This is a genomic window from Burkholderia cepacia (assembly GCF_029962485.1).
Taxonomy (GTDB): Bacteria; Pseudomonadota; Gammaproteobacteria; order Burkholderiales; family Burkholderiaceae; genus Burkholderia.
This window is the reverse complement of the sequence record NZ_CP073637.1, coordinates 1,808,074-1,827,643: the sequence shown is the minus strand read 5'-3', so window position 1 is coordinate 1,827,643 and position 19,570 is coordinate 1,808,074. Positions and strand designations below refer to the sequence as shown.

15 protein-coding genes, 1 pseudogene and 2 riboswitches are annotated in these 19,570 nt (G+C 68.6%); of the genes and pseudogenes, 6 read left to right on the top strand and 10 right to left on the bottom strand.

The features are described 5' to 3' along the window. Positions 1-21: 21 nt before the first annotated feature. From KEC55_RS08410 to cobW, 3 genes are read right to left on the bottom strand one after another with little or no spacing between them, the layout of a single operon-like run. Positions 22-1,098: an ATP-binding protein gene (locus KEC55_RS08410; protein ID WP_282504940.1), complete on the bottom strand. Its 1,077-nt coding sequence runs from the start codon at positions 1,096-1,098 to the stop codon at positions 22-24. Further along, positions 1,095-4,904, bottom strand: a complete 3,810-nt coding sequence (gene cobN, locus KEC55_RS08405) for a cobaltochelatase subunit CobN (RefSeq protein WP_282504939.1) — start codon at positions 4,902-4,904, stop codon at positions 1,095-1,097. The genes KEC55_RS08410 and cobN overlap by 4 nt, the downstream gene beginning before the upstream one ends. A 6-nt stretch (positions 4,905-4,910) precedes the next feature. Beyond that, the gene (cobW, locus tag KEC55_RS08400) at positions 4,911-5,999 is read right to left on the bottom strand and encodes a cobalamin biosynthesis protein CobW (protein ID WP_282504937.1); all 1,089 of its coding nucleotides are present in this window, start codon (positions 5,997-5,999) and stop codon (positions 4,911-4,913) included. Between the two features lie 329 nt (positions 6,000-6,328). Beyond that, positions 6,329-6,593, bottom strand: a riboswitch (cobalamin riboswitch). Positions 6,594-6,706: 113 nt separating this feature from the next. After that, positions 6,707-6,942, top strand: a riboswitch (cobalamin riboswitch). A 110-nt stretch (positions 6,943-7,052) separates the two neighbouring features. On the opposite strand from cobW, the gene cobA reads away from it, so the two are divergent. Genes cobA through KEC55_RS08380 form a run of 4 tightly spaced genes read left to right on the top strand, consistent with a single transcriptional unit; the run spans position 7,053 to position 10,183 of the window. Continuing rightward, positions 7,053-7,862 carry a uroporphyrinogen-III C-methyltransferase gene (gene cobA / locus KEC55_RS08395; RefSeq protein ID WP_282504936.1) on the top strand — a complete coding sequence of 270 codons (810 nt, stop codon included), beginning with the start codon at positions 7,053-7,055 and terminating at the stop codon, positions 7,860-7,862. Beyond that, positions 7,859-8,236 carry a cobalamin biosynthesis protein gene (locus KEC55_RS08390; protein WP_282504935.1) on the top strand — a complete coding sequence of 126 codons (378 nt, stop codon included), beginning with the start codon at positions 7,859-7,861 and terminating at the stop codon, positions 8,234-8,236. Before cobA ends, KEC55_RS08390 begins: the two co-directional genes overlap by 4 nt. Before the next feature lie 37 nt (positions 8,237-8,273). Beyond that, positions 8,274-8,876: a cob(I)yrinic acid a,c-diamide adenosyltransferase gene (gene cobO / locus KEC55_RS08385; RefSeq protein ID WP_282504933.1), complete on the top strand. Its 603-nt coding sequence runs from the start codon at positions 8,274-8,276 to the stop codon at positions 8,874-8,876. A 2-nt stretch (positions 8,877-8,878) separates the two neighbouring features. Further along, positions 8,879-10,183, top strand: a complete 1,305-nt coding sequence (locus KEC55_RS08380) for a cobyrinate a,c-diamide synthase (protein ID WP_282504932.1) — start codon at positions 8,879-8,881, stop codon at positions 10,181-10,183. Between the two features lie 27 nt (positions 10,184-10,210). On the opposite strand, the gene bamE is transcribed toward KEC55_RS08380, so the two are convergent. Together bamE and KEC55_RS08370 are read right to left on the bottom strand one after the other, a co-directional pair. Then, on the bottom strand, positions 10,211-10,750 hold the full coding sequence (gene bamE / locus KEC55_RS08375) for an outer membrane protein assembly factor BamE domain-containing protein (RefSeq protein WP_048244354.1): 540 nt from the start codon (positions 10,748-10,750) through the stop codon (positions 10,211-10,213). A gap of 171 nt (positions 10,751-10,921) precedes the next feature. Continuing rightward, on the bottom strand, positions 10,922-12,085 hold the full coding sequence (locus KEC55_RS08370; protein ID WP_282504931.1) for a M20 aminoacylase family protein: 1,164 nt from the start codon (positions 12,083-12,085) through the stop codon (positions 10,922-10,924). A 338-nt stretch (positions 12,086-12,423) separates the two neighbouring features. Here KEC55_RS08370 and KEC55_RS08365 point away from each other — a divergent pair, with 338 nt between their 5' ends. Both KEC55_RS08365 and KEC55_RS08360 read left to right on the top strand, forming a co-directional pair. Continuing rightward, positions 12,424-13,497 carry a type IV toxin-antitoxin system AbiEi family antitoxin gene (locus KEC55_RS08365; RefSeq protein ID WP_282507503.1) on the top strand — a complete coding sequence of 358 codons (1,074 nt, stop codon included), beginning with the start codon at positions 12,424-12,426 and terminating at the stop codon, positions 13,495-13,497. Next, a complete protein-coding gene (locus tag KEC55_RS08360; RefSeq protein WP_282504930.1) occupies positions 13,466-14,371 on the top strand; it encodes a nucleotidyl transferase AbiEii/AbiGii toxin family protein in 906 nt (301 codons plus the stop codon). Before KEC55_RS08365 ends, KEC55_RS08360 begins: the two co-directional genes overlap by 32 nt. A 48-nt stretch (positions 14,372-14,419) precedes the next feature. On the opposite strand, the gene KEC55_RS08355 is transcribed toward KEC55_RS08360, so the two are convergent. The 5 genes and pseudogenes from KEC55_RS08355 to KEC55_RS08335 all read right to left on the bottom strand — a co-directional run bounded on the left by KEC55_RS08355 (position 14,420) and on the right by KEC55_RS08335 (position 19,558). Further along, positions 14,420-14,836 carry a PIN domain-containing protein gene (locus KEC55_RS08355; RefSeq protein WP_282504929.1) on the bottom strand — a complete coding sequence of 139 codons (417 nt, stop codon included), beginning with the start codon at positions 14,834-14,836 and terminating at the stop codon, positions 14,420-14,422. Then, the gene (gene vapB, locus KEC55_RS08350) at positions 14,833-15,096 is read right to left on the bottom strand and encodes a type II toxin-antitoxin system VapB family antitoxin (RefSeq protein ID WP_282504928.1); all 264 of its coding nucleotides are present in this window, start codon (positions 15,094-15,096) and stop codon (positions 14,833-14,835) included. Before vapB ends, KEC55_RS08355 begins: the two co-directional genes overlap by 4 nt. A gap of 250 nt (positions 15,097-15,346) precedes the next feature. After that, entirely contained in the window at positions 15,347-16,363 is a 1,017-nt protein-coding gene (locus KEC55_RS08345; protein WP_282504927.1) for a GNAT family N-acetyltransferase, read from the bottom strand. Then, positions 16,363-17,202, bottom strand: coding sequence for a formyltransferase family protein (locus tag KEC55_RS08340; protein WP_282504926.1), 840 nt, complete (start codon positions 17,200-17,202; stop codon positions 16,363-16,365). The genes KEC55_RS08345 and KEC55_RS08340 overlap by 1 nt, the downstream gene beginning before the upstream one ends. A gap of 86 nt (positions 17,203-17,288) precedes the next feature. After that, positions 17,289-19,558 (bottom strand): annotated as a pseudogene (locus KEC55_RS08335) (TonB-dependent siderophore receptor). Positions 19,559-19,570: the final 12 nt, after the last annotated feature.

Below are 19,570 nucleotides of genomic sequence, written 5' to 3'. Positions count from 1 at the left end.
CGGCGGCGCCGGCTCGATGGCTCAGCGTTTTTTTAGCGGCAGCGGCACGACGCCTTTGACTTCGCGCAGGCCAGCCGGCTCGGGCGGCAAGTAGCCCCAGTCGCCCTGGGACGCCGATGCATCGCCTTGTGTCTCGTCCTGTCGGTTGTCGGGCCGCTGGCGCGCATCCGGCGGCGAACCATCGTCGCGTTCACGGTTTGGTTGCGGCGATCCGTGCGACGGCGGCGTACCCGCATGGCGCCGGTGCCGCAGCACGGCCTGCGCCACGCGCTCCACATGCGACACCGTCACCGCGTCGGCCTGTTCCAGCGCCGCCAGCGCGCGCGCGGCGCGCAGCATCACGAGATCGGCACGCAGCCCGTCGACGGCCGCATCGATGCACAGCGCGCTGACGCGCGCATGGACCGCATCGTCGAAATCGAGCGTCGCCAGCCGTGCGCGCGCTGCATGAATCCGGTCACCGAGTTCACGCTGGGCGGGCGCATGACGCGCGCGAAATGCATCCGGATCGAGATCGAATGCCAGCCGCGCCTTCACGATCCGCTCGCGCTGCGCGGCGTCGAAGCAGTTCTCCAGTTCGACCATCAACCCGAAGCGATCGAGCAGTTGCGGGCGCAGCTCGCCCTCCTCGGGATTCATCGTACCGACCAGCACGAAGCGCGCGTCGTGCGCGTGCGACACGCCATCGCGCTCGACGATATTCACGCCGCTCGCGGCGACGTCCAGCAGCGTATCGACGAGCCCGTCGGCGAGCAGGTTCACTTCGTCGACGTACAACACGCCGAGGTGCGCACGCGCGAGCAGGCCCGGCCGGAAGCGCACGCCGTTTTCTGCCAGTGCATGCGCGAGATCGAGCGTGCCCGTCACCTGTTCGTCGCTCGCCGACAGCGGCAGCGTCACGAATTGCCCCTCGGGCAACAGCTCCGCGAGGCCACGCGCCGCGGTCGATTTCGCGGTGCCGCGCGGGCCGCTCACGAGCACGCCGCCGAGCGACGGGTCGATCGCGGCGAGCAGCAGCGCCTGCTGCAATGCATCCTGCGCGACCAGCGCCGCAAACGGAAAGACCGCGCGGGTGCGGTGCGTCGTCGGATCGGTCATCGCCGTCCCCCTTCCTGGAATTGTTCGCTCGCGAGCCAGACCGCTTCGATCCGCTCGCGATAGTCGCCCGGCTGCTGCCACAGGCCGCGCTGCATCGCCTCGACGAAGCGTTCGCAGATGCCGTGCAGCGCTTTCGGGTTGTGCCGTTCGAGGAATGCACGGGTGGCGTCGTCGAACAGGTACGCGTCGGCGACGAGCGCGTACTGGTGATCGGACAGCACGCGTGCGGTCGCGTCGTAGCCGTACAGGTAGTCGACGGTCGCGGCCATCTCGGCCGCGCCCTTGTAACCGTGACGCTTCACGCCGTCGAGCCATTTGGGGTTGACGACACGCGAGCGGATCACGCGCGCGATTTCCTCACGCAGCGTGCGCATCTTCGGCGCGACCGGGTTCGCATGGTCGCCGTGGTAGATGCTCGGCTGCTGCCCGGACAGGTGCCGGACGGCCGCCGTCATCCCGCCCTGGAACTGGTAGTAGTCGTTCGAATCGAGGATGTCGTGCTCGCGGCTGTCCTGGTTCTGCACGACGACGTCGATCGTCGCGAGCCGCTCGCCGAACACGTCGGCCGCGGCGTCGCCCGCGCTGTTCTGCGCATACGCATGGCCGCCCCACTGGCGGTACGCATCGGCAAGATCGGCGTCGGTCTGCCAGCGGCGCTGGTCGATCAGGTCCTGCAGCCCCGCGCCGTAGCTGCCCGGCCGCGCGCCGAACACGCGCCAGCCGGCACGGCGCCGCGCTTCGTCCGGTGCCACGCCCTGCGCGATCCATTTCCCGCGTTCGCGCTCGATGCGCGCGCGGATCGGGTTCAGTTCCTCGGGCTCGTCGAGCGCGGCCACCGCCTGCACGGCCGCGTCGAACAGATGCATCAGGTTCGGGAACGCATCGCGGAAGAAGCCCGACACACGCAGCGTCACGTCGATGCGCGGCCGGTCGAAGATCTCGATCGGCAGGATCTCGAAGTCGGTCACACGATGACTGCCGTGCGCCCATTTCGGTCGCACGCCGAGCAGCGCGAATGCCTGCGCGATGTCGTCGCCGCCCGTGCGCATCGTCGCCGTGCCCCAGACGGACAGGCCGATCGCGCGGGGATAGTCGCCGTGATCCTGCAGATGCCGCTCGATCAGCTGCTGCGCGGATTTCAGGCCGAGCGACCAGGCGGCCTGCGTCGGCACCGCACGCGTGTCGACCGAGTAGAAATTGCGGCCGGTCGGCAGCACGTCGGGGCGGCCGCGCGACGGCGAGCCGCTCGGCCCCGGCGGCACGAAGCGGCCGTCGAGCCCGCGCAAAAGCTGGCGCATTTCCTCGCCGCCGCACGCGTCGAGCGCGGGCAGCAGCGTCGCGCGGACGCGCTCGATCACCGCGAGCGTGTGCGGCCATTCGCCGGACGCTATCGCGTCGGCGTCAGGGTTGCCGCCATCGGCCGTACACAGCCCGTCCAGCCATTGCTGAGCAAGCCGTTCGAGCCGCTCGCGCGTATCGCCCGCATGGCGCCACGGCGATGCGTCGAGCGCCTGCAGGACCGCCGGGCGCGGGCCGGCCCACGGCGCGGCCCAGTCGGCCGCGAGCGGATCGAAGTCGTCGCCAAGCGCGAGATCGCGCGCCAGCGCGCCGATCAACCCCGCGCGAGCGCCCTTGCCGTCGCCAACCGGAAAGCGCGCGAGCGCGAGCAGCGTGTCGCGACGCTGGCGATCGGCCGGCGACATGCCGAATACGTGCAGCCCGTCGCGAATCTGCGCTTCCTTCAGTTCGCACAGCCATGCGTCGACGCGCGTCAGGAGCGCATCCTCGTCGCCCGCATCGCGCGGCGGCGACACGCTCAGTTCGTCATGCAGACGATGTTCGGCGATCGTCGCAAGGATCGTCTTGCGCAGCAGCTTCGCGCGCCGTGCATCGACCATCAGCGCTTCGTAGTATTCGTCGACCTGCCGCTCGAGATCCTGCAGCGGGCCGTAGTTTTCTGCGCGCGTGAGCGGCGGCATCAGGTGATCGATGATCACGGCCTGCGCGCGGCGCTTCGCCTGGCTGCCCTCGCCCGGATCGTTGACGATGAACGGATACAGGTGCGGCAGCGGCCCGAGCGTCAGGTCGGGCCAGCACGCGTCGGACAGCGCGACGCTCTTGCCCGGCAGCCATTCGAGATTGCCGTGCTTGCCGAGATGGATGACGGCGTCGATGCGATACGCATCGCGCAGCCAGAAATAGAACGCGAGATACGCGTGCGGCGGCACGAGATCCGCGTCGTGGTAGCTCGCGTAATCGTTCTCGCCGCGCGAGCGCGACGGCTGGATGCCGACGAACACGTTGCCCGCGCGCCAGCCGGCGATCGTGAAGCGCCCTTGCCGCAATGTCGGGTCGGCTTCGGGCGGCCCCCAGCGTTCGTTCAGCGCGTCGCGCACGGACGCCGGCAGCCGCGCGAAACGCGCAACGTAGTCGGCCAGCGGAAAGCTCTGGAACGCGGGCCGCAACGCATGCACGGCCGCGTCGTTGGTCACGCCTTCGGTGAGCCGGGCGATCAGCGCGTCGCCGTCGGGCGGCAGGTCGGCCAGCGCGTAGCCCGCGTCGCGCAGCGCCGCGAGCACGCGCAGCGCGGACGCAGGCGTGTCGAGCCCGACGCCGTTGCCGATCCGCCCTTCGCTTTGCGGGTAGTTCGCGAGAATCAGCGCGACGCGCTTGTCGGCATTGTCGAGCGTGCGCAGCCGGCACCAGCCGCGCGCAAGCGCAGCGACGAACGCGATCCGCTCGGCGTCGGGCTGGTAGCGCACGACATCGACTTCGGTGTGCGGGCAGCGATACGCGAGCCCCTTGAAGCTCACTGCGCGCGTGACGATCCGGCCGTCGACCTCGGGCAACGCGATGTGCATCGCGATGTCGCGCGCATGCAGGCCCTGGTTGTCGGCCACCCACGCGTCGCGATTGCCGCCGGACAGGATCACCTGCAATACCGGCGCGTCGCCGGCGAGCACGTCGTGTTCGGGGCTGTCGATCGCGCCGGCCGCGAACGCGGTCGTGTTCAGTACGAGCGCGACGTCGTGCGTGTCGCAGAGCTGCGTGATGACCTCGCGGCTCACCGCATCCTTCAGCGACGTCACCGCAATCGGCAGCGGATTCAGCCCTTCGTCGACGAGCGCATCGGCCAGCGCGTCGAACACGGCCGTGTTCGCGGCCTGCCAGTGCGCGCGATAGAACAGGATCGCGACGACGGGTGCACCGGGCGTCCAGCGCGGCCGCCAGTCGTCGACGCTCGCGCGGTCGCGCGCCGGGTGATACAGCGCGGCGGCCGGCAGCGGGCGCGGCAACTCGGGTTCGTCGCCGAACCCGAGCGTATGGAAGGCGATGCTGCGCAGCAGCGCGTCGGCGTTGTGCACGCCGCCTTCACGCAGGTAGCGCCACCACAGCCGGCACAGATCCGGCGTGACGGTGCTCTTCGCGACGAGGTTCGGATCTTCCTGCAGGTCGCCAGAGAACATCGCGAGCTGCTGCCCGCGCTTCGACGCGAGCGACACGGCCTGCTCGATCCCGTACGGCCAGTACGCTTCGCCGCCGAGATGATCGATCACGACCGTTTTCGCGTGGCGCAGCACGTCGTCGACGTAGAAATCGACCGACGCCGGCTGGCGCAGGAACGTGACGTTCGCGAGCCGCACGCTCGGGAACCCGGCCGGCAACTGCGGCACGACGCTCGCGAGCAGCGACAGCGTCGTGTCGGCCGAACTCAGGATCACGATGTCGGCCGGCTGCTGGTCGATCCGGACGACACCCTGCGTATCGTCGACGAAGCCGCCCGGCGTGGTGCGCAACAGATGCATCGTGTGTTACGCCTGTTGCGGCTCTGCCGCGCACGCAGCGTCGAACGCGCGTTGCAGCGCGGCCGCGTCGAGATCCTCGCCAATCAGCACGAAGCGGCTCGCGCGCGTTTCGCCGTCCTGCCAGCGACGGTCGAAATAGCTGTCGAAGCGGCGGCCGACACCCTGGATCACGAGCCGCATCGGCGCGCCGGGCAGCGCGGCGAAACCCTTCGCGCGGTAGATCGTGTGCGCTTCGACGACCCGCTGCAGCGCGGCGATCGTCGCCTCACGCGTCCCGGCGTCGCCCGACACGACCACCGAGTCGAATTCGTCGTGATGGTGATCGTGATCGCCGTCGTCGGCCGAGCCGTGATGATCGTGACGCAGGTGGATCGTTTCTTCAGATGCCGATTCGAGACCGAGCAGCATCGCGAGGTCGAGCTCGCCGCGCGTCGCGCGCACGATCTTCACCTGCGGCGGGATCTCGTCGCGGATCGCGGTTTCGATCTGCGCGAATTCCGCATCGCCGACGAGATCGGCCTTGTTGACGATCACGAGATCGGCGGACGACAGCTGATCGGCGAACAGTTCGTGCAGCGGCGATTCGTGGTCGAGGTTCGGATCGGCGCGGCGCTGTGCGTCGACGGCCTGCGGGTTTTCCGCGAACTGGCCGCTCGCGGCGGCCGGGCCGTCGACGACGGTCACGACCGCGTCGACCGTGAAGCTGTTGCGGATCGTCGGCCAGTTGAACGCCTGCACGAGCGGCTTCGGCAGCGCGAGGCCCGACGTCTCGATCAGCACGTGGTCGATGTCCGCACGGCGCTCGACGAGCGCTTCCATCACCGGATAGAACTCTTCCTGCACGGTGCAGCACAGGCAGCCGTTCGCGAGTTCGTAGAGCTGGCCCGACGCTTCGCCCTGCGCGCCCTCGGCATCCTCACAGCCGATGCCGCAGCCCTTGAGGATCTCGCCGTCGATGCCGAGTTCGCCGAATTCGTTGACGATCACCGCGATGCGGCGGCCTTCGGCGTGCTGCAGGATGTGGCGCATCAGCGTCGTCTTGCCGCTGCCGAGAAAGCCCGTGACGATCGTGACGGGAAGCTTGCGTAGGGTCATGGTAGGTCCGGTGTCGAAGAGGGAATCAGGACGGGATCGTCGCGTCGGTGGCGGCGAGGCAATTCAGCGGGCGAAGCGCAGGAAGATCGCCGCGTGATCCGCGCGGACAGCCGCACGACGGGCGGAACAACGAATCGGACATGGTGCTTCCTTGCGAACGGTCGACATCGTGAATGCCAACACGGCTGCCGCCGGCCCTGCCCGCGCCGCCTGCCGTTCGCCGCGCCGGCCCGGGCGCATTCGCGCGGGGGCCGATCGGCGCAGACAGCGGGAAACACCGGGCGTCGGGCCTGCTGCGGCCGTGGACGATGCGCCGCCTCCCCGCGGCGCTGAACCCCAATGTTTAGGCCGGTATCCGGGCTGGCGAACACGCCGCTTCGCCTTCCCGGATGCACGCGGCATCCAGTGGCGGTCGTCCGCCTGCACGAGACAGGCGGCGAAGCGGCGCTGCATCGCGTTGCGCGCGACACGTTCGCTTACCGTTGCGGGGGCAGCACAGGTTGGCTCGACTGCGATGCAGGCAGGCTCCCTGTTTCCCGTTTAACTGCGCGCACCGGAGCGGCACGCGCGAGCACCAAAACGCGTGCGAGTGTAGGCGGCGGTGCGGGGAGCGTCAAGGCGCCATGGGCGGCCGGACTGCGTTGCGCACCGCCCGTGCGCCGCGCCGGAGGCCGTCGGTGGCCGGTTCGCGCGGGCGAACCGTGTGCTATCGTAGCGCCGCGTTCGGTGCTCGCATGCGCATTCCGCGCATGCAGTTAAACGGGAAACAGGAGGCGGACATCCGCCCGGCCTGTGCTGTCCCCGCAACGGTACGCCGCCCGCGCGACGCGCTCCCCGCGCACGCGCCCAGGCCGCCCGCGATGCCACTGCCCTTCACCGGGGCGGGAAGGCTGCGGCCTGGCAAGCGGCCAGCCCGGATACCGGCCGACGCAAGGGGCGAGCCCGATGCTCGCCGAACGCCCGATCCGCGGGGGACGGATGGGGTGCGCATTCCGCCCGCGTTCGCGCGGGCTTCGCCCGATCCGTCATGCATTGCCTGTCCGCCGGCCGCCGATGTGCCGCCCGCCTTTTCCTTTCCACTGTTTCGACACGGTGCGTGCCGTGCCGCGTGCGATGAGCCGCGCCTGGCTCATCGGCGCCGGCCCCGGTGACGCCGACCTGCTGACGCTCAGGGCCGTGCGCGCGATCGGCATGGCCGACGTGCTGCTCGTCGACGATCTCGTGAACCCCGACGTGCTGCGCCATGCGCGCGCCGACGCGCAAATCGAGCACGTCGGCAAGCGCGGCGGCCATGCATCGACGCCGCAAGAAGCGATCGTCGCCGCGATGCTCGCGCACCTGCGCGCGGGCCGGAGCGTCGCGCGGCTCAAGGGCGGCGATCCGTTCGTGTTCGGCCGCGGCGGCGAGGAGCTGGCCGCGCTCGGCGCGGCCGGCTTTCCGGTCGAGGTCGTGAACGGCATCACCGCGGGTATCGCCGCGCCGGCCGCGCTCGGCATTCCCGTCACACAGCGCGGTGACGCGCAAGGCGTGATCTTCGTCACCGGCCACGGCGCAGGCGCTGACGAGCCCGACTGGCGCGCGCTCGCGGCCACGCGCATGACGATCGTGATCTATATGGGCATTCGCCGGCTCGACGCGATTACCGCAGCGCTGCGCGACGGTGGCCTGCCGGGCGATACGCCATGCGCGGCGATCGAGAATGCGACCCGCCCGCAACAGCGGCACGTACTCGCGACGCTCGACAGCCTCGTCGAACGCATCGGCGCGACCGGGCTCGGTTCGCCGGCGATCGTCGTGATCGGCCGCGTCGCGGCGCTCGCCGACGATCCGGCGGTGCGCGCAGCGCTCGGTGGCCGCGCATGATGCGCGTCGCGCTCGGCATCGGCTTTCGCGCGGACGTTACGGCCGCGCAACTCGATGCCGCGATCCGCGCGGCGCTGGCGTGTTATCCGGCCATCGAACCGGCGCTCGTCGCGACGCTCGCCGAGAAGGCGCGTGCCCGTGCGCTACGCACGCTGTGCGCGCGACGCGGCTGGCCGCTCGTCGCGTTCGACGCGGCGCACCTGGCGAGCCGTCCCGAACTGGCCGCGAGCGGTCCGTCGGACGCCGCGCTTGCACGCTTCGGTGTGGCCGGTGTGGCCGAACCGTGCGCGCAACTCGCGGCGCCGAACGGCCGGTTGCTGGGCCCCAAATCCATCCGGGACGGCGTGACGGTCGCGTTCGCCGGCCCGCTCTGAACCCTTTGTTTCGCTTTCTTTCGACAGGACGAATCCGATGAAAACCGATGCCGAATCCCATCAGCGGATGACCGAACGCCGCCGCGCCGGCCACGAGAAGAAACAGGCTGCGGCCACTCATGAAAAAGGCCTGCTGATCGTCAATACCGGCAACGGCAAGGGCAAGAGCACGGCTGCGTTCGGCATGGCCGTGCGCGTGCTCGGCCACGGCATGCGGCTTGGCGTCGTGCAGTTCATCAAGGGCGCGCTGCACACGTCCGAGCGCGACTTCCTCGGCGCCGTTGCGGAATGCGATTTCGTGACGATGGGCGACGGCTATACGTGGAACACGCAGAACCGCGACGCTGACATCGCGACCGCGCGCAAGGGCTGGGACGAGGCGCGCCGGATGATCGAAAGCGGCGACTACCGGATGGTGATCCTCGACGAGCTGAACACGGTGCTGAAGTACGAATACCTGCCGCTCGACGAAGTGCTCGCGACGCTCGACGCGCGCCCCGATTCGGTGCATGTCGTCGTGACCGGGCGGCACGCGCCCGATGCACTGATCGATGCGGCCGACCTCGTCACCGAAATGCGACTCGTCAAGCATCCGTACAAGGAGCAAGGCGTGAAGGCGCAACGCGGCGTGGAGTTCTGAGCGTGCCGGCCTGCCCCGCGCTGTTCGTCAGCGCGCCCGCGTCGGGCCAGGGCAAGACGTCGGTGACGGCCGGCCTCGCGCGGCTGCACCGCCGGCTCGGCCGCCGTGTGCGGGTGTTCAAGACCGGGCCCGATTTTCTCGATCCGATGCTGCTCGAACGCGCGAGCGGCGCGCCCGTGCATGCGCTCGACCTCGGGATGGTCGGCGAAGCCGGCTGCCGCGCGTTGCTCGCCGATGCCGCGCGCGATGCCGACCTGATCCTGATCGAAGGCGTGATGGGGCTGTTCGACGGCACGCCGAGCAGTGCCGACCTCGCGGCTGCGTTCGGCGTGCCGGTCGTCGCGGTGATTTCCGCGAAGGCGATGGCGCAGACGTTCGCGGCGATCGCGTTCGGCCTCGCGCGATTCCGGCCGGGGTTGCCGTTTCTCGGCGTGCTGGCGAATCGCGTCGGCTCGGCGCGGCATGCGGAATTATTGCAACAGGCGCTGCCCGGCGACCTCCGCTGGCTCGGACACGTGCCGGCCGACGCGGGCATCGCGCTGCCGGAGCGGCACCTCGGCCTGCACCAGCCGGCCGACATCGACGATCTCGACGCACGCCTCGATCGCGCGGCCGACGTGCTCGCGCAGACGGCGCTCGCCGAATTGCCGCCGGCCGTCGTGTTCGCGGAACCGGACGCCGCGGTGCCGTTGCCGCGTGCGCTCGCCGGCAAGCGGATCGCGATCGCGCGCGATGCGGCGTTCTCATTCATCTATCCGGCGAATCTGGCGCTGCTCGACGCGCTCGGTGCGCAGTTGCGGTTCTTCTCGCCGCTCGCCGACGACCCCGTGCCGGACGATTGCGACGCGCTATTTTTGCCGGGCGGCTATCCCGAACTGCATGCGGCGACGCTCGCGGCAAATGCCGCGACCGCAAGGACGATTCACGCGCACGCGGCGGCCGGCCGGCCGATCGTCGCGGAATGCGGGGGGATGGTGTATCTCGGTGAATCGCTGACCGACGTGGATGGCGCGACCACGCCGATGCTCGGCCTGCTGCCGGGTCATGCGACGATGCAGCGCCGGTTCGCGGCGCTCGGCATGCAGCAGTTCGATACGCACACCGGGCCGATGCGCGGTCATACGTTTCATTATTCGACGCTCGCGACGCCGCTGGAACCGGTCGCGAACGCGGTGCGCCCCGACGGCACGCCGGGCAGCGGCGAAGCCGTCTATCGCCACGGCGCAATCGTCGCGACGTACATGCACATGTACTGGCCGTCGAATCCGGAGGTGGTCGTGGCGCTGTTCGGCGGCACGGCGTTCTGACCGGAACACCGGCGAGGCGCCGCGATGTCAGGGCTTTTCGCGGCCCGGCGCTTCCGAGCGCGAAGTGCGGATCACGGTGCCGTCGGGCGAGAAATGCGCGTTGAACATCGCGTCGCCCGAGACGCCGCCCTCGGCCCAGTGCCAGCTCCACACCTCTTCGTGGCTCAGCGCGTATTGCGCGATCTCGGTCGGCTTGCCGAGCAGTTGCCGCACGTCGTCCTTCGACATCCCGGGCACGACCTTCGCGATGTTCGCCGCCGTCAGCGCCTGCGTGATCGACACGAGCCGGCCGTCGGGCCCGAAATCGAGCATGTAGGTGCTCGTGCCGTACGGGCCGCGCGGATATTCGAACCGCTGCGAGCCGTCGTCGCCCTGCCTGACCATCTCGGGCTTGCCTGCCTGGCGGAGCACGTCCTCGGTCGTCGAGACGCCCGGCTGCAGATTGCCGAACGCCATCGGATCGGGCTTGATCGCATTCACTGCGTCGGCCACCTTCTGGTCGTCGCACCCAGCCGCCAGAACGCCGACCGCACAAGCCGTCAGCACGGTCAAAAGCTGTTTTCGCATTTCATCCACACCTGTATTCATCGAGCCGATCCGGCGTCGCGCGCAGCGTAGCACGCGACCTGTTGCGCCGATGTCAAGGAGCGTCAAATTCACGCGCGTGCTGTCGCGTCCGGTATCGCGGACGCACACGCGGATGTCGAACGGCGGCGGCCACGCCGCCGCGACTTCGCTTCAGACCAGGAACGCCTCGGTCAGCTTGACCCAGTACGACGCGCCGGTGGGCAGCGCTGCATCGTTGAAGTCGTAGCCGGGGTTGTGCACCATGCAGCCGCCCTCCCCGTCGCCGTTGCCGATGATCAGGTAGCAGCCCGGCCGCTTCTCGAGCAGGAACGCGAAATCCTCGCTGCCGGTGAGCGGCACCATCCCGTCGATCAGGTTCGCTTCGCCCACCCACTCACGTGCGATGCCGCGCGCAAACTCGGTCATTTCCGCGTCGTTGACGAGCACCGGGTAGCGGCGCTGGTAGTCGATCGTCGCGGTCGCGCCGTACACGGCAGCCTGCGCATGCACGACTTCCTTGATGCGCGTCTCCAGCAGGTCGCGCACGTCGGGTTTCAGCGCGCGCACCGACAGGCGCATCTGCGCGCGATCGGGAATCACGTTCGGCGCCTCGCCCGCATGGATCGCGCCGACCGTGACGATCGCCATGTCGAGCGGCGACACGTTACGCGACACGATCGTCTGCAGCGCCAGCACGATCTGCGCGCACACGACGACCGGATCGATCGCCTTGTGCGGCACCGCGCCGTGACCGCCGCGGCCCTGCACGTCGATGACGACGGTATCGGACGACGCCATGAACGACCCCGGCAGGAAGCCGAATTTGCCGGTCGGGAAACCCGGCATGTTGTGCATCGCGAAAATCGCATCGCACGGGAACAGCTCGAACAGCCCTTCGTCGAGCATCTTCTTCGCGCCGCCGAGCCCCTCTTCCGCCGGCTGGAAAATCAGGTTGAGCGTGCCCGAGAAGCGTCGCTCGCGTGCAAGATGCTTCGCGGCCGCGAGCAGCATCGCCGTGTGGCCGTCGTGACCGCACGCGTGCATCTTGCCGGCGATCTTGCTTTCGTACGGCAGGCCCGTGGCCTCGTGGATCGGCAGCGCGTCCATGTCGGCGCGCAGGCCGAGGCGCTGCGTGCCGGTGCCGACTTTCAATTGCGCGACGACGCCCGTGCCACCGAGCCCGCGATGCACCGTGTAGCCCCACGACTGCAGTTGCTCTGCGACGAGGTCGCTCGTCGCGAATTCCTCGAAGCCGAGTTCGGGATGGGCATGGATGCGGTGCCGGATCTCGATCATTTCGTCGGCGAGGCCTGCGGGAATCACGCTGTGCGTCACGGTGTCGTCTCCTGTTTCTGCGGGGAATGTGCAGGCAAGGATAGTCGGTTCACCGGCAACCGGGCAGACGGAAAGTCGTCACGGTAGCAACTGACGGTTGCCACATCTGGCGCCGCGTACGATATGAGCAAACCGGCCATCCGGATGACTGCCGCACGCGGCCCGGGCCCGTGAAACTGTGGGCTCCACATCGACTTGATCACCGGGATTCGACGATGACCGTTCAAGCATCCGGAATAATGCCAATACATCAACGTGTTGCGGGTTCTTGTTCACTTTTTGACGCTTGTACATTTATTGTGTACGCTAATGAGGAAGTGAACATACAGTCACCTCCAATGCCCAAGCATGCCCCCCTTCCCATGTCGGAACAGCACGTGCTCGACGAGGCCTGCGCCGCGTTCGAACGCGCGACCCGGCGCTTCAGAGCGCGGCCCGTGCGCGTGCCGGCCGCGTACACCGGGCAAGCCGACGCGATGATCCGCTTCGATGTTGCAGGGCACGTATTCGAGATGCCGGCCGCCGTGAGCCTGCGCGTCGAATCGCTGCCGGGCGCACTCGCGACGCTGCACCGCCGCGGCGTCGTGACCGCGATGCACGGCGAGCGGCCGCTGATGCTGATCGCGCCCTATCTTTCGGCCGAACTGGCCGCCGGACTGATCGATCAGGGCATCCCGTTTCTCGACACCGCGGGCAACGCGTGCCTGATTCAGCCGGAGGCGACCGTGATGATTGCCGGCCGGCCGAAACCCGCCCGCGTACCACGCCGGCTGGCATCGCGCGCGACGACGCCAAAGGGGCTGGCCGTGATGTTCGCGGTCGCGACACAGCCGGGACTCGTCGCGCAGCCGTATCGGGCGATTGCGGCCGCGTCGGGCGTCGCGCTCGGCACGGTCAACCTCGCGATGGACGACCTGATCGCGCGCGGCCTCGTCGCGCAGCGCCGCAATGGCGAGCGCCTGATACCCGACTGGCCGCGCTTCGTGCAGGAATGGGTTGCGCTGTACCCGAGCCGCCTGCGTGCGAAACTGCCGCGCCGTCGGTATGCCAGCCTCGCACCCGACTGGTGGCGCGATTTCGATTTCGCGTCGTTCGATGCGCGACTCGGCGGCGAACCGGCAGCCGACCTGCTGACGCACGATCTGAAACCGGCCGCGATCACCGTCTATACGCACGGCGCGGTATCGAACCGCCTGCTGCTCCAGGCTCGCCTGCGCCCGGACGACCACGGCGACGTCGAAATCGTCGAAGCATTCTGGCCGCACTCGCCCGCGCTCGATTGGCACGAGCAGCGCGTGCCGCTCGTACCGCCGCTCCTGATCTATGCGGATCTCGTCGCGTCCGGGGACAGCCGCAACCTTGCCGCCGCCGAACGGATCCATGACCGATACCTCGCCCACCCGCCCGCTTGAAGTCGACGCGCGCCGGCCGCTCGACCCGGCGGCGGTCGCGCTGCTGCAAGCGGTCAGCCGTGCCTGTGCGCGGGTCAACACGGCCTTCGTCGTCGCCGGCGCAACCGCACGCGACATCCTGATGTGGCACGTCCACGGCATCCGGCCGGTGCGCGCGACCCGGGACGTCGACGTTGCGGTGTGCGTGGTGAGCTGGCCGTTTCACGCGCAGCTCGTCGATGCACTCGTCGCGACCGGGCAATTCACGCGCGCGTCGAAACAGCAGCAGACACTGCTGTTCGACAGCGGCACACACGGTTTTCGCACCGAGCTCGATCTCGTGCCGTTCGGGCCGCTCGAAACGCCGCCGGGCGAGATCGCGTGGCCGCCAGGCGGCGAATTCGTGCTGAACGTGCTCGGCTTCCAGGAAGCGGTGGACACCGCACAGCCGGTGTCGATCGACGCGCGCACCGTCGTGCCGGTGGCCAGCCTGCCGGCGCTCGTGCTACTGAAGCTGCTCGCCTGGAAGGACCGGCGCGCACGCCAGAACAGCGACGCGTACGACCTGCTGTTCCTGCTGCGAAATTTTCACGATGCAGGCAATCGCGAACGCATCTGGGATGCTGCCCCCGACCTGCTCGAACTGCACGCGTTCCAGCCCGGCCTTGCCGCCGCCGCGCTGCTCGCGCGAGACGCGAAACGGATCGCTTCGGCGCAAACGCGCGACGCCATCCGCGTGCTGTTGTCCGACGCAGCGACCTATGCTGCGCTCGGCCAGGATCTGATGGCACGCGCGTTCGCGCTGTTGCCGGGTGAATTCAGCGATGACGCCAACCGGTATCTCGACGCATTTCGTGACGTCTTTCTCGTCGATCCGCCCGCGCCCCACGCATGACGCGACGCGGTGGAGCCGCAGCATCATCCCGCTTTCGCACTGCCGCGCTCAGGCCGCCCAGTCTTCGAGCGACAACCCGGCCACCCGGCCGAACTCCCGGCCGTTGTTCGTGACGAGCACCGCACCGGCCGCGATCGCATGCCCGGCGATCGACGCATCGTTCGCGCCGATCGGCGTGCCGCGCGCGGCGAGATCGGCACGAATCGCGGCCGTGGCGTCGACGGCCGCCGTGTCCCACGACAGCACGCCATCGAGCCGCGAAACGAAAGCCATCACGAGTTCCGCATGCTTCGGCGACGCCTTCCTGCCGACTGCGCCGAATCGCATTTCCGCATAGGTGATGGCCGACACGACGATCCGGTGCTGTGCATTGACGCACGACTGCAGCCGCGACAGCACCACCGGCGGCCGCTCGCGCATGATGAACGAACAGATGTTCGTATCGAGCATGTAGAGCGTGGTCACTGGCTGGACCCCGTCGGCGCGGCATCCTCACCGGAAAGGTCGAAACGGCCGGACTCGATCACGGCCGGGCGTTCGGCGAGGAAGTCGGCGTCGGCCAGCGGTTCGCTCGCGAACGAGATCCACGTGGGCCGCACCGGCCGTAGCAGCAGCGTGTCGCCCTCGCGGCGGATCTCCAGTTCCGTCACTCCCTCGAACTCCATGTCCTTCGGGATGCGGATTGCCTGGTTACGGGCATTCTTGAAAATGGAAACAGTGCGCATGAGCCACCCCATGGGAGTACGATGCGCCCATTCTAGACATATGCTGGCATATGTCAATTTGAAGGGGCGCAAATCGGACGTCGCGCCCCACGCTGCCAAGGGTGTTTTTGTCATGTTGCCAGCCTGTCGTCGATGAAGAGAGCGATCCATTCTTCACGACGCAGGCCGCGCGGTCCATATCCCGAACGGCCGATGCCGATACTGCACCGGACCGCGCGCAACGTCGCACCGACGCTGCGCCCCCGCCTCGTCACGGCAACCGGAAAGTGTCAAAGAACGTATCGCGCTCGATCACGGTGAGCGCCGCGCGCTTGTGCGGGAAATCGAACTCCTTCAGCGTGTAGAACCCGAGCCGGTGCATGTACGCGATGTGCCGCACGTGATCGACGCGCGGCTCGCCGACGAGCCGCTGCGTGCGCGGTTCGTCGACGAACATGTAGTGCAGCACCCCGCTCCACCACGCATGCAGCTTGCCGGCGCTCTGGAAGCGCGAGTCGCCGATCAGCAGGTGCAGCCCGCGATCGTAGTCGTGCGCGTCATAGAACGGCGCGAGGCGGTCCTCCTTCGCCCAGTAGAACTCGAAATAGCCGAACGGCGTGTCGTCGAAATAACCGATCATCGGGTGCATGTGCGGATCGGCGAGCCGCTCGGCAAGGTACGCCGCATGCTCGTCGCGCGTGCCGCGCTGGTCCCAGAAGTGCGCGACGCGATCGAGGTTCATCCAGCCGCTGAACAGGTCCGCGTGCGCGTCGAGGTCGACGGTGCGCAGGCTGAACGTCATCCCCACCTGCGGCATGTAGCGCGCATAGATCTCGCCGGCCGGCGACGGCGGCCGCACCGGATGCCGGTGGCCGTTCGTGATCGCGTAGCGCAGCGGCATCCCGCCCGACGCAGGCGCCTTCAGCCAGGGTCGCGGGTTCTGCCAGAAGGTGGTGCGCGACACGGTGAGCCGCAGCGTGTCGCCCGCGACCTGCGCGCCGTCGATCACGCCCTCGCGCACCGCGCGCGCGACGTACGACTCGACGGCTGCCGCGTCCGCGCCGGCGAGCGGCACCGAGATCGTCGCGAAGTCATACCGCGTGTCGGTGTTGAACAACGCGACGAACGCCGCGAGCAGCGCGTCCGGCGCATCGTCGTGCCGCCATGCGTCGAGCGTGTGCTCGACGACCGCCACGGCCTGCCCCTGCGCGGCGCCGTCGAGCGCCGCAGCCACCTCACCTTCGACGGCGTCGGCGGCGCCGGCCGGTTTCGTCAGCGTGTCTTCCATCACAGTGCTCCCGCGTCGTGGCGGTCGGCGAGGACATGCAGCCCCTGCTCGAGCGCCGGAAACAGGCTGCGCTGGAAGTTGTTCCAGCGCAGTTCGAGAATCGTGTCGTCCGGCGCGATCGGCGTGTCGAGCACGTCGCTGATCACCTCGCCGGAATCGATGCCGTTGTCGACGTAGTGAAACGATGCGCCCGTCATCGTCACGGGCGCGACGGACGACGTCGTGCCGCTCGCCCAGTCGACCCGTTCGCCGCGTGCGCCGTGCAGCGCGTCGAGCGTCGCCCACGCGCCGCGCCGCTGGTAAGGCGAACCGTCGGCCGTGATGCCCGGGTGGATGTTCGCGATGCGCCGGTGAAAGCGCGCGCCGGGCCGCACGAGCTCATCGAGGATCACGAGCAGCCCGTCGAGCACGACGATGTCCGCGTCGAGTTCGAGCAGGCGCTCGAGCAAACGACGCTCGAACGCCTGCTTGGCCGCAGCGCGCTCGCGCGCGTCGCGCGGCAGCCGCCGGTACGTCGACGGAATCGAGCAGAACAGTTCGTCGACCGGCCGGCCCTGCACCGTCAGGCCTTCCGGCAGGATCCACGGCCGGCCCGGCGTGCGTGCGAAGCCGTAGTCGGCGACCTTCGCGCGGTCGGCCGGCGAACCGTCGTCGTCGTCGACGATCACGCCCTGCAGCGTGTAGCGCTCGCCGAGCGGCGAGTCGTTCAGGCGCTCGACGAGGAATTCGAGCGGCGCCTTCATGTAGCGCGTGCCACCCTGGTAAGCAACCGGCTGGCCGGCGCGATCGGCCGCGCCGTTGCGCAGCGACTGGATGTAGACGAGATTTTTCTTCGGCATGGATGCGTCGTGGAATAAAGGACGAAGGCGCTGCGGCCGGCCCGCACCGGCCACGAAGGCCGGCCGGCAGGCCGCGGCGTGCGACGTCACCAGTTGTATTTTTCGCGGTCGCGATCACGGTGCGGTCGGTACCGAACACGCAGACGTTGTACGACTGGCAACCGCTGATGTAGTGGCGGTTGAACAGGTTCGTCCCGTTCACGGCGAAGCGCCAGTTACGCGTGTCGTAATGCAGGCCCGCGTCGAACAGCGTGACGCTCGAGACCGTCAGCGAGTTGTCGGCCGCCCCGGCCGACGCGCTCTGGTAGCGAATGCCGCCGCCGAGGCCGAAGCCCGCGAGCGGCCCCGTATGCCACGTCCAGTCGGTCCACAGCGACGCCATCTGGCGCGGACGCGGAATGTCGACCGGCCAGTTGTTCAGCGATGCGTCGTTGGCCTGCACGTTCTTCACGTCCTGGTAGACATAAGACGCGATCACCGACAGATTCGACGTGACCTTGCCGGTCGCGCTCAGCTCGATCCCGCGCGAACGCACTTCGCCGGTCTGGACCGACTTCGTGCCGGTATCGTCCTGGCTCGGCAGCGCCGACGTGAGCACGTTGGTCTGGTTGATCTGGTAGATCGCCGCATTCAGCATCAGGTTCTTGCCGGGTGGCTGCCAGCGCAGGCCGGCCTCGATCTGCTTGCCGCGCGTCGGCTGCGGCAGCCCGCCGCCGAGCAGGTTCACGCCGATCAGCGGGTTGAACGACGTCGCGTAGCTGATGTACGGCGACAGCCCGTAATCGCCCTGGTACGTGAGGCCGACGCGGCCGGTGAACGCCGTGACGTCCGCCTTCGTCGACGTGCCGGCCGCGCGATCGTCCATCCGCATGTTGACCCAGTCCTCGCGACCGCCGAGCGTCAGCGTCCAGCGGTTCCACTTGATCTGGTCCTGCGCGTACAGGCCGAACGTGTTCATCGTCGTGTAGGTGTTCGTCCGGATTGTGGTGTCCGGATTCGAGAACACCGACAGCGTGACCGGCGCATAGACCGGGTTGTAGATGTTCAGCGGCGGCGCGGCGGCGAGCCATTCGCTGTCGGTCGCGGTCTGGCGGTTGTACTGGAAGCCGAGCAGCAGCGTGTGCTGGAGCGGGCCCGTTGCAAAACGGCCTTCCAGGTTGTTGTCGATGTCGAAGCGGCTGTAGTTCATCTGGAACACGCCAGCCCAGCGCGACACGTCGGTCGTGCTGCCATCGACGAAGCCGTTGCCGAACACCGAGCCGTTGTCGAGCGACAGATGCATCAGGCGGGTGTTCTGGCGGAACGTCCATGCCGGCGTCAGGTTCCGCTCGAACTGGTAGCCGACCGACCACTGCTTCTTGCGGTAGTAGTTGAAGCTTCCGTCGCCTTCGTAGACGTCCTTGTTGATCTGCCCGTTCGGGTTCGGCAGCACGGTGCCTACCGCCGGCAGGAAGTTCGACGAGATGTCGCCCCAGTCCTGCAGGTACGTCGCGGACAGCGTCAGCGACGTATCCGCGTCCGGGCGCCAGCGGAACGACGGCGCGAGCGCGACGCGCTGGTCGTTGTTCGGGCCCGTCAGCGCGTTGCCGTCGCGTGCGACACCCACGAACCGGTACGCGTACTTGCCATCCGGGTCGAGCTTGTCGCCCACGTCGATCATGAACTGCTTGCGCGCGTAGTTGCCGATCTGCACTCCGGCTTCGCGCACGCGCTCGCCGTCGGCGAGCTTGGTCTGCACGTCGATGATCGCGCCCGGGTCGCCCGCGCCGTACAGCACCGAGGTCGGCCCGCGCAGCACGCTGATGCTGTCGATCATGTACGGATCGACGCGCCAGCTCGCGAGGTTGATCGTGTTCGGCACCTGCAGCCCGTTCACGTAGGCGGTCGGCGTGAAGCCGCGCAACGCCGCGTACCAGTCCGAGCGGTTGTCCGAACCGTACGACGAGAAGCCCGGCACGTAGCGCAGCGCCGCGTTTACGTCGGTGGCGCCGGTCATCTCGATCTGCTGCGCGGTGACGACGTTGATCGTCTGCGGGATCTCGTTGAGCGGCGTGTCGGTCTTGGTGCCGCTCCTGCTGCGCTTCGCGACAAGCCCGACCGTGCCGTCGCCGGCCGAGGCCGCGTTGACGGTGATCGCCGGCAGCGTGCCGTTCTGCGCGCCGGTCGACGTACTGGCCGCCGCGCCGTTCGGTGCACTGCTGGCCGACGCCGCGGCGCCTGCGTTCACGGCCGGCGCCGTCTGGGCGAATGCGTGCCCTGCCGCCGCCGTACCGAACGCCACGCTTGCCGCGGCTGCGATCGCACGCAAACGCGTGCCTGTTGCCCACTCCATCTTTCTCTGCTCCACTTTTTTCATGCGGTCTCCGAC

Coding starts and splice junctions, on each gene's coding strand:
- cobW (WP_282504937.1), bottom strand. CDS start 5,999: ATGACCCTACGCAAGCTTCCCGTCACGATCGTCACGGGCTTTCTCGGC.
- cobA (WP_282504936.1), top strand. CDS start 7,053: ATGTGCCGCCCGCCTTTTCCTTTCCACTGTTTCGACACGGTGCGTGCC.
- KEC55_RS08365 (WP_282507503.1), top strand. CDS start 12,424: ATGCCCAAGCATGCCCCCCTTCCCATGTCGGAACAGCACGTGCTCGAC.
- bamE (WP_048244354.1), bottom strand. CDS start 10,750: ATGCGAAAACAGCTTTTGACCGTGCTGACGGCTTGTGCGGTCGGCGTT.
- vapB (WP_282504928.1), bottom strand. CDS start 15,096: ATGCGCACTGTTTCCATTTTCAAGAATGCCCGTAACCAGGCAATCCGC.
- cobO (WP_282504933.1), top strand. CDS start 8,274: ATGAAAACCGATGCCGAATCCCATCAGCGGATGACCGAACGCCGCCGC.
- KEC55_RS08345 (WP_282504927.1), bottom strand. CDS start 16,363: ATGGAAGACACGCTGACGAAACCGGCCGGCGCCGCCGACGCCGTCGAA.
- cobN (WP_282504939.1), bottom strand. CDS start 4,904: ATGCATCTGTTGCGCACCACGCCGGGCGGCTTCGTCGACGATACGCAG.
- KEC55_RS08390 (WP_282504935.1), top strand. CDS start 7,859: ATGATGCGCGTCGCGCTCGGCATCGGCTTTCGCGCGGACGTTACGGCC.
- KEC55_RS08410 (WP_282504940.1), bottom strand. CDS start 1,098: ATGACCGATCCGACGACGCACCGCACCCGCGCGGTCTTTCCGTTTGCG.
- KEC55_RS08360 (WP_282504930.1), top strand. CDS start 13,466: ATGACCGATACCTCGCCCACCCGCCCGCTTGAAGTCGACGCGCGCCGG.
- KEC55_RS08340 (WP_282504926.1), bottom strand. CDS start 17,202: ATGCCGAAGAAAAATCTCGTCTACATCCAGTCGCTGCGCAACGGCGCG.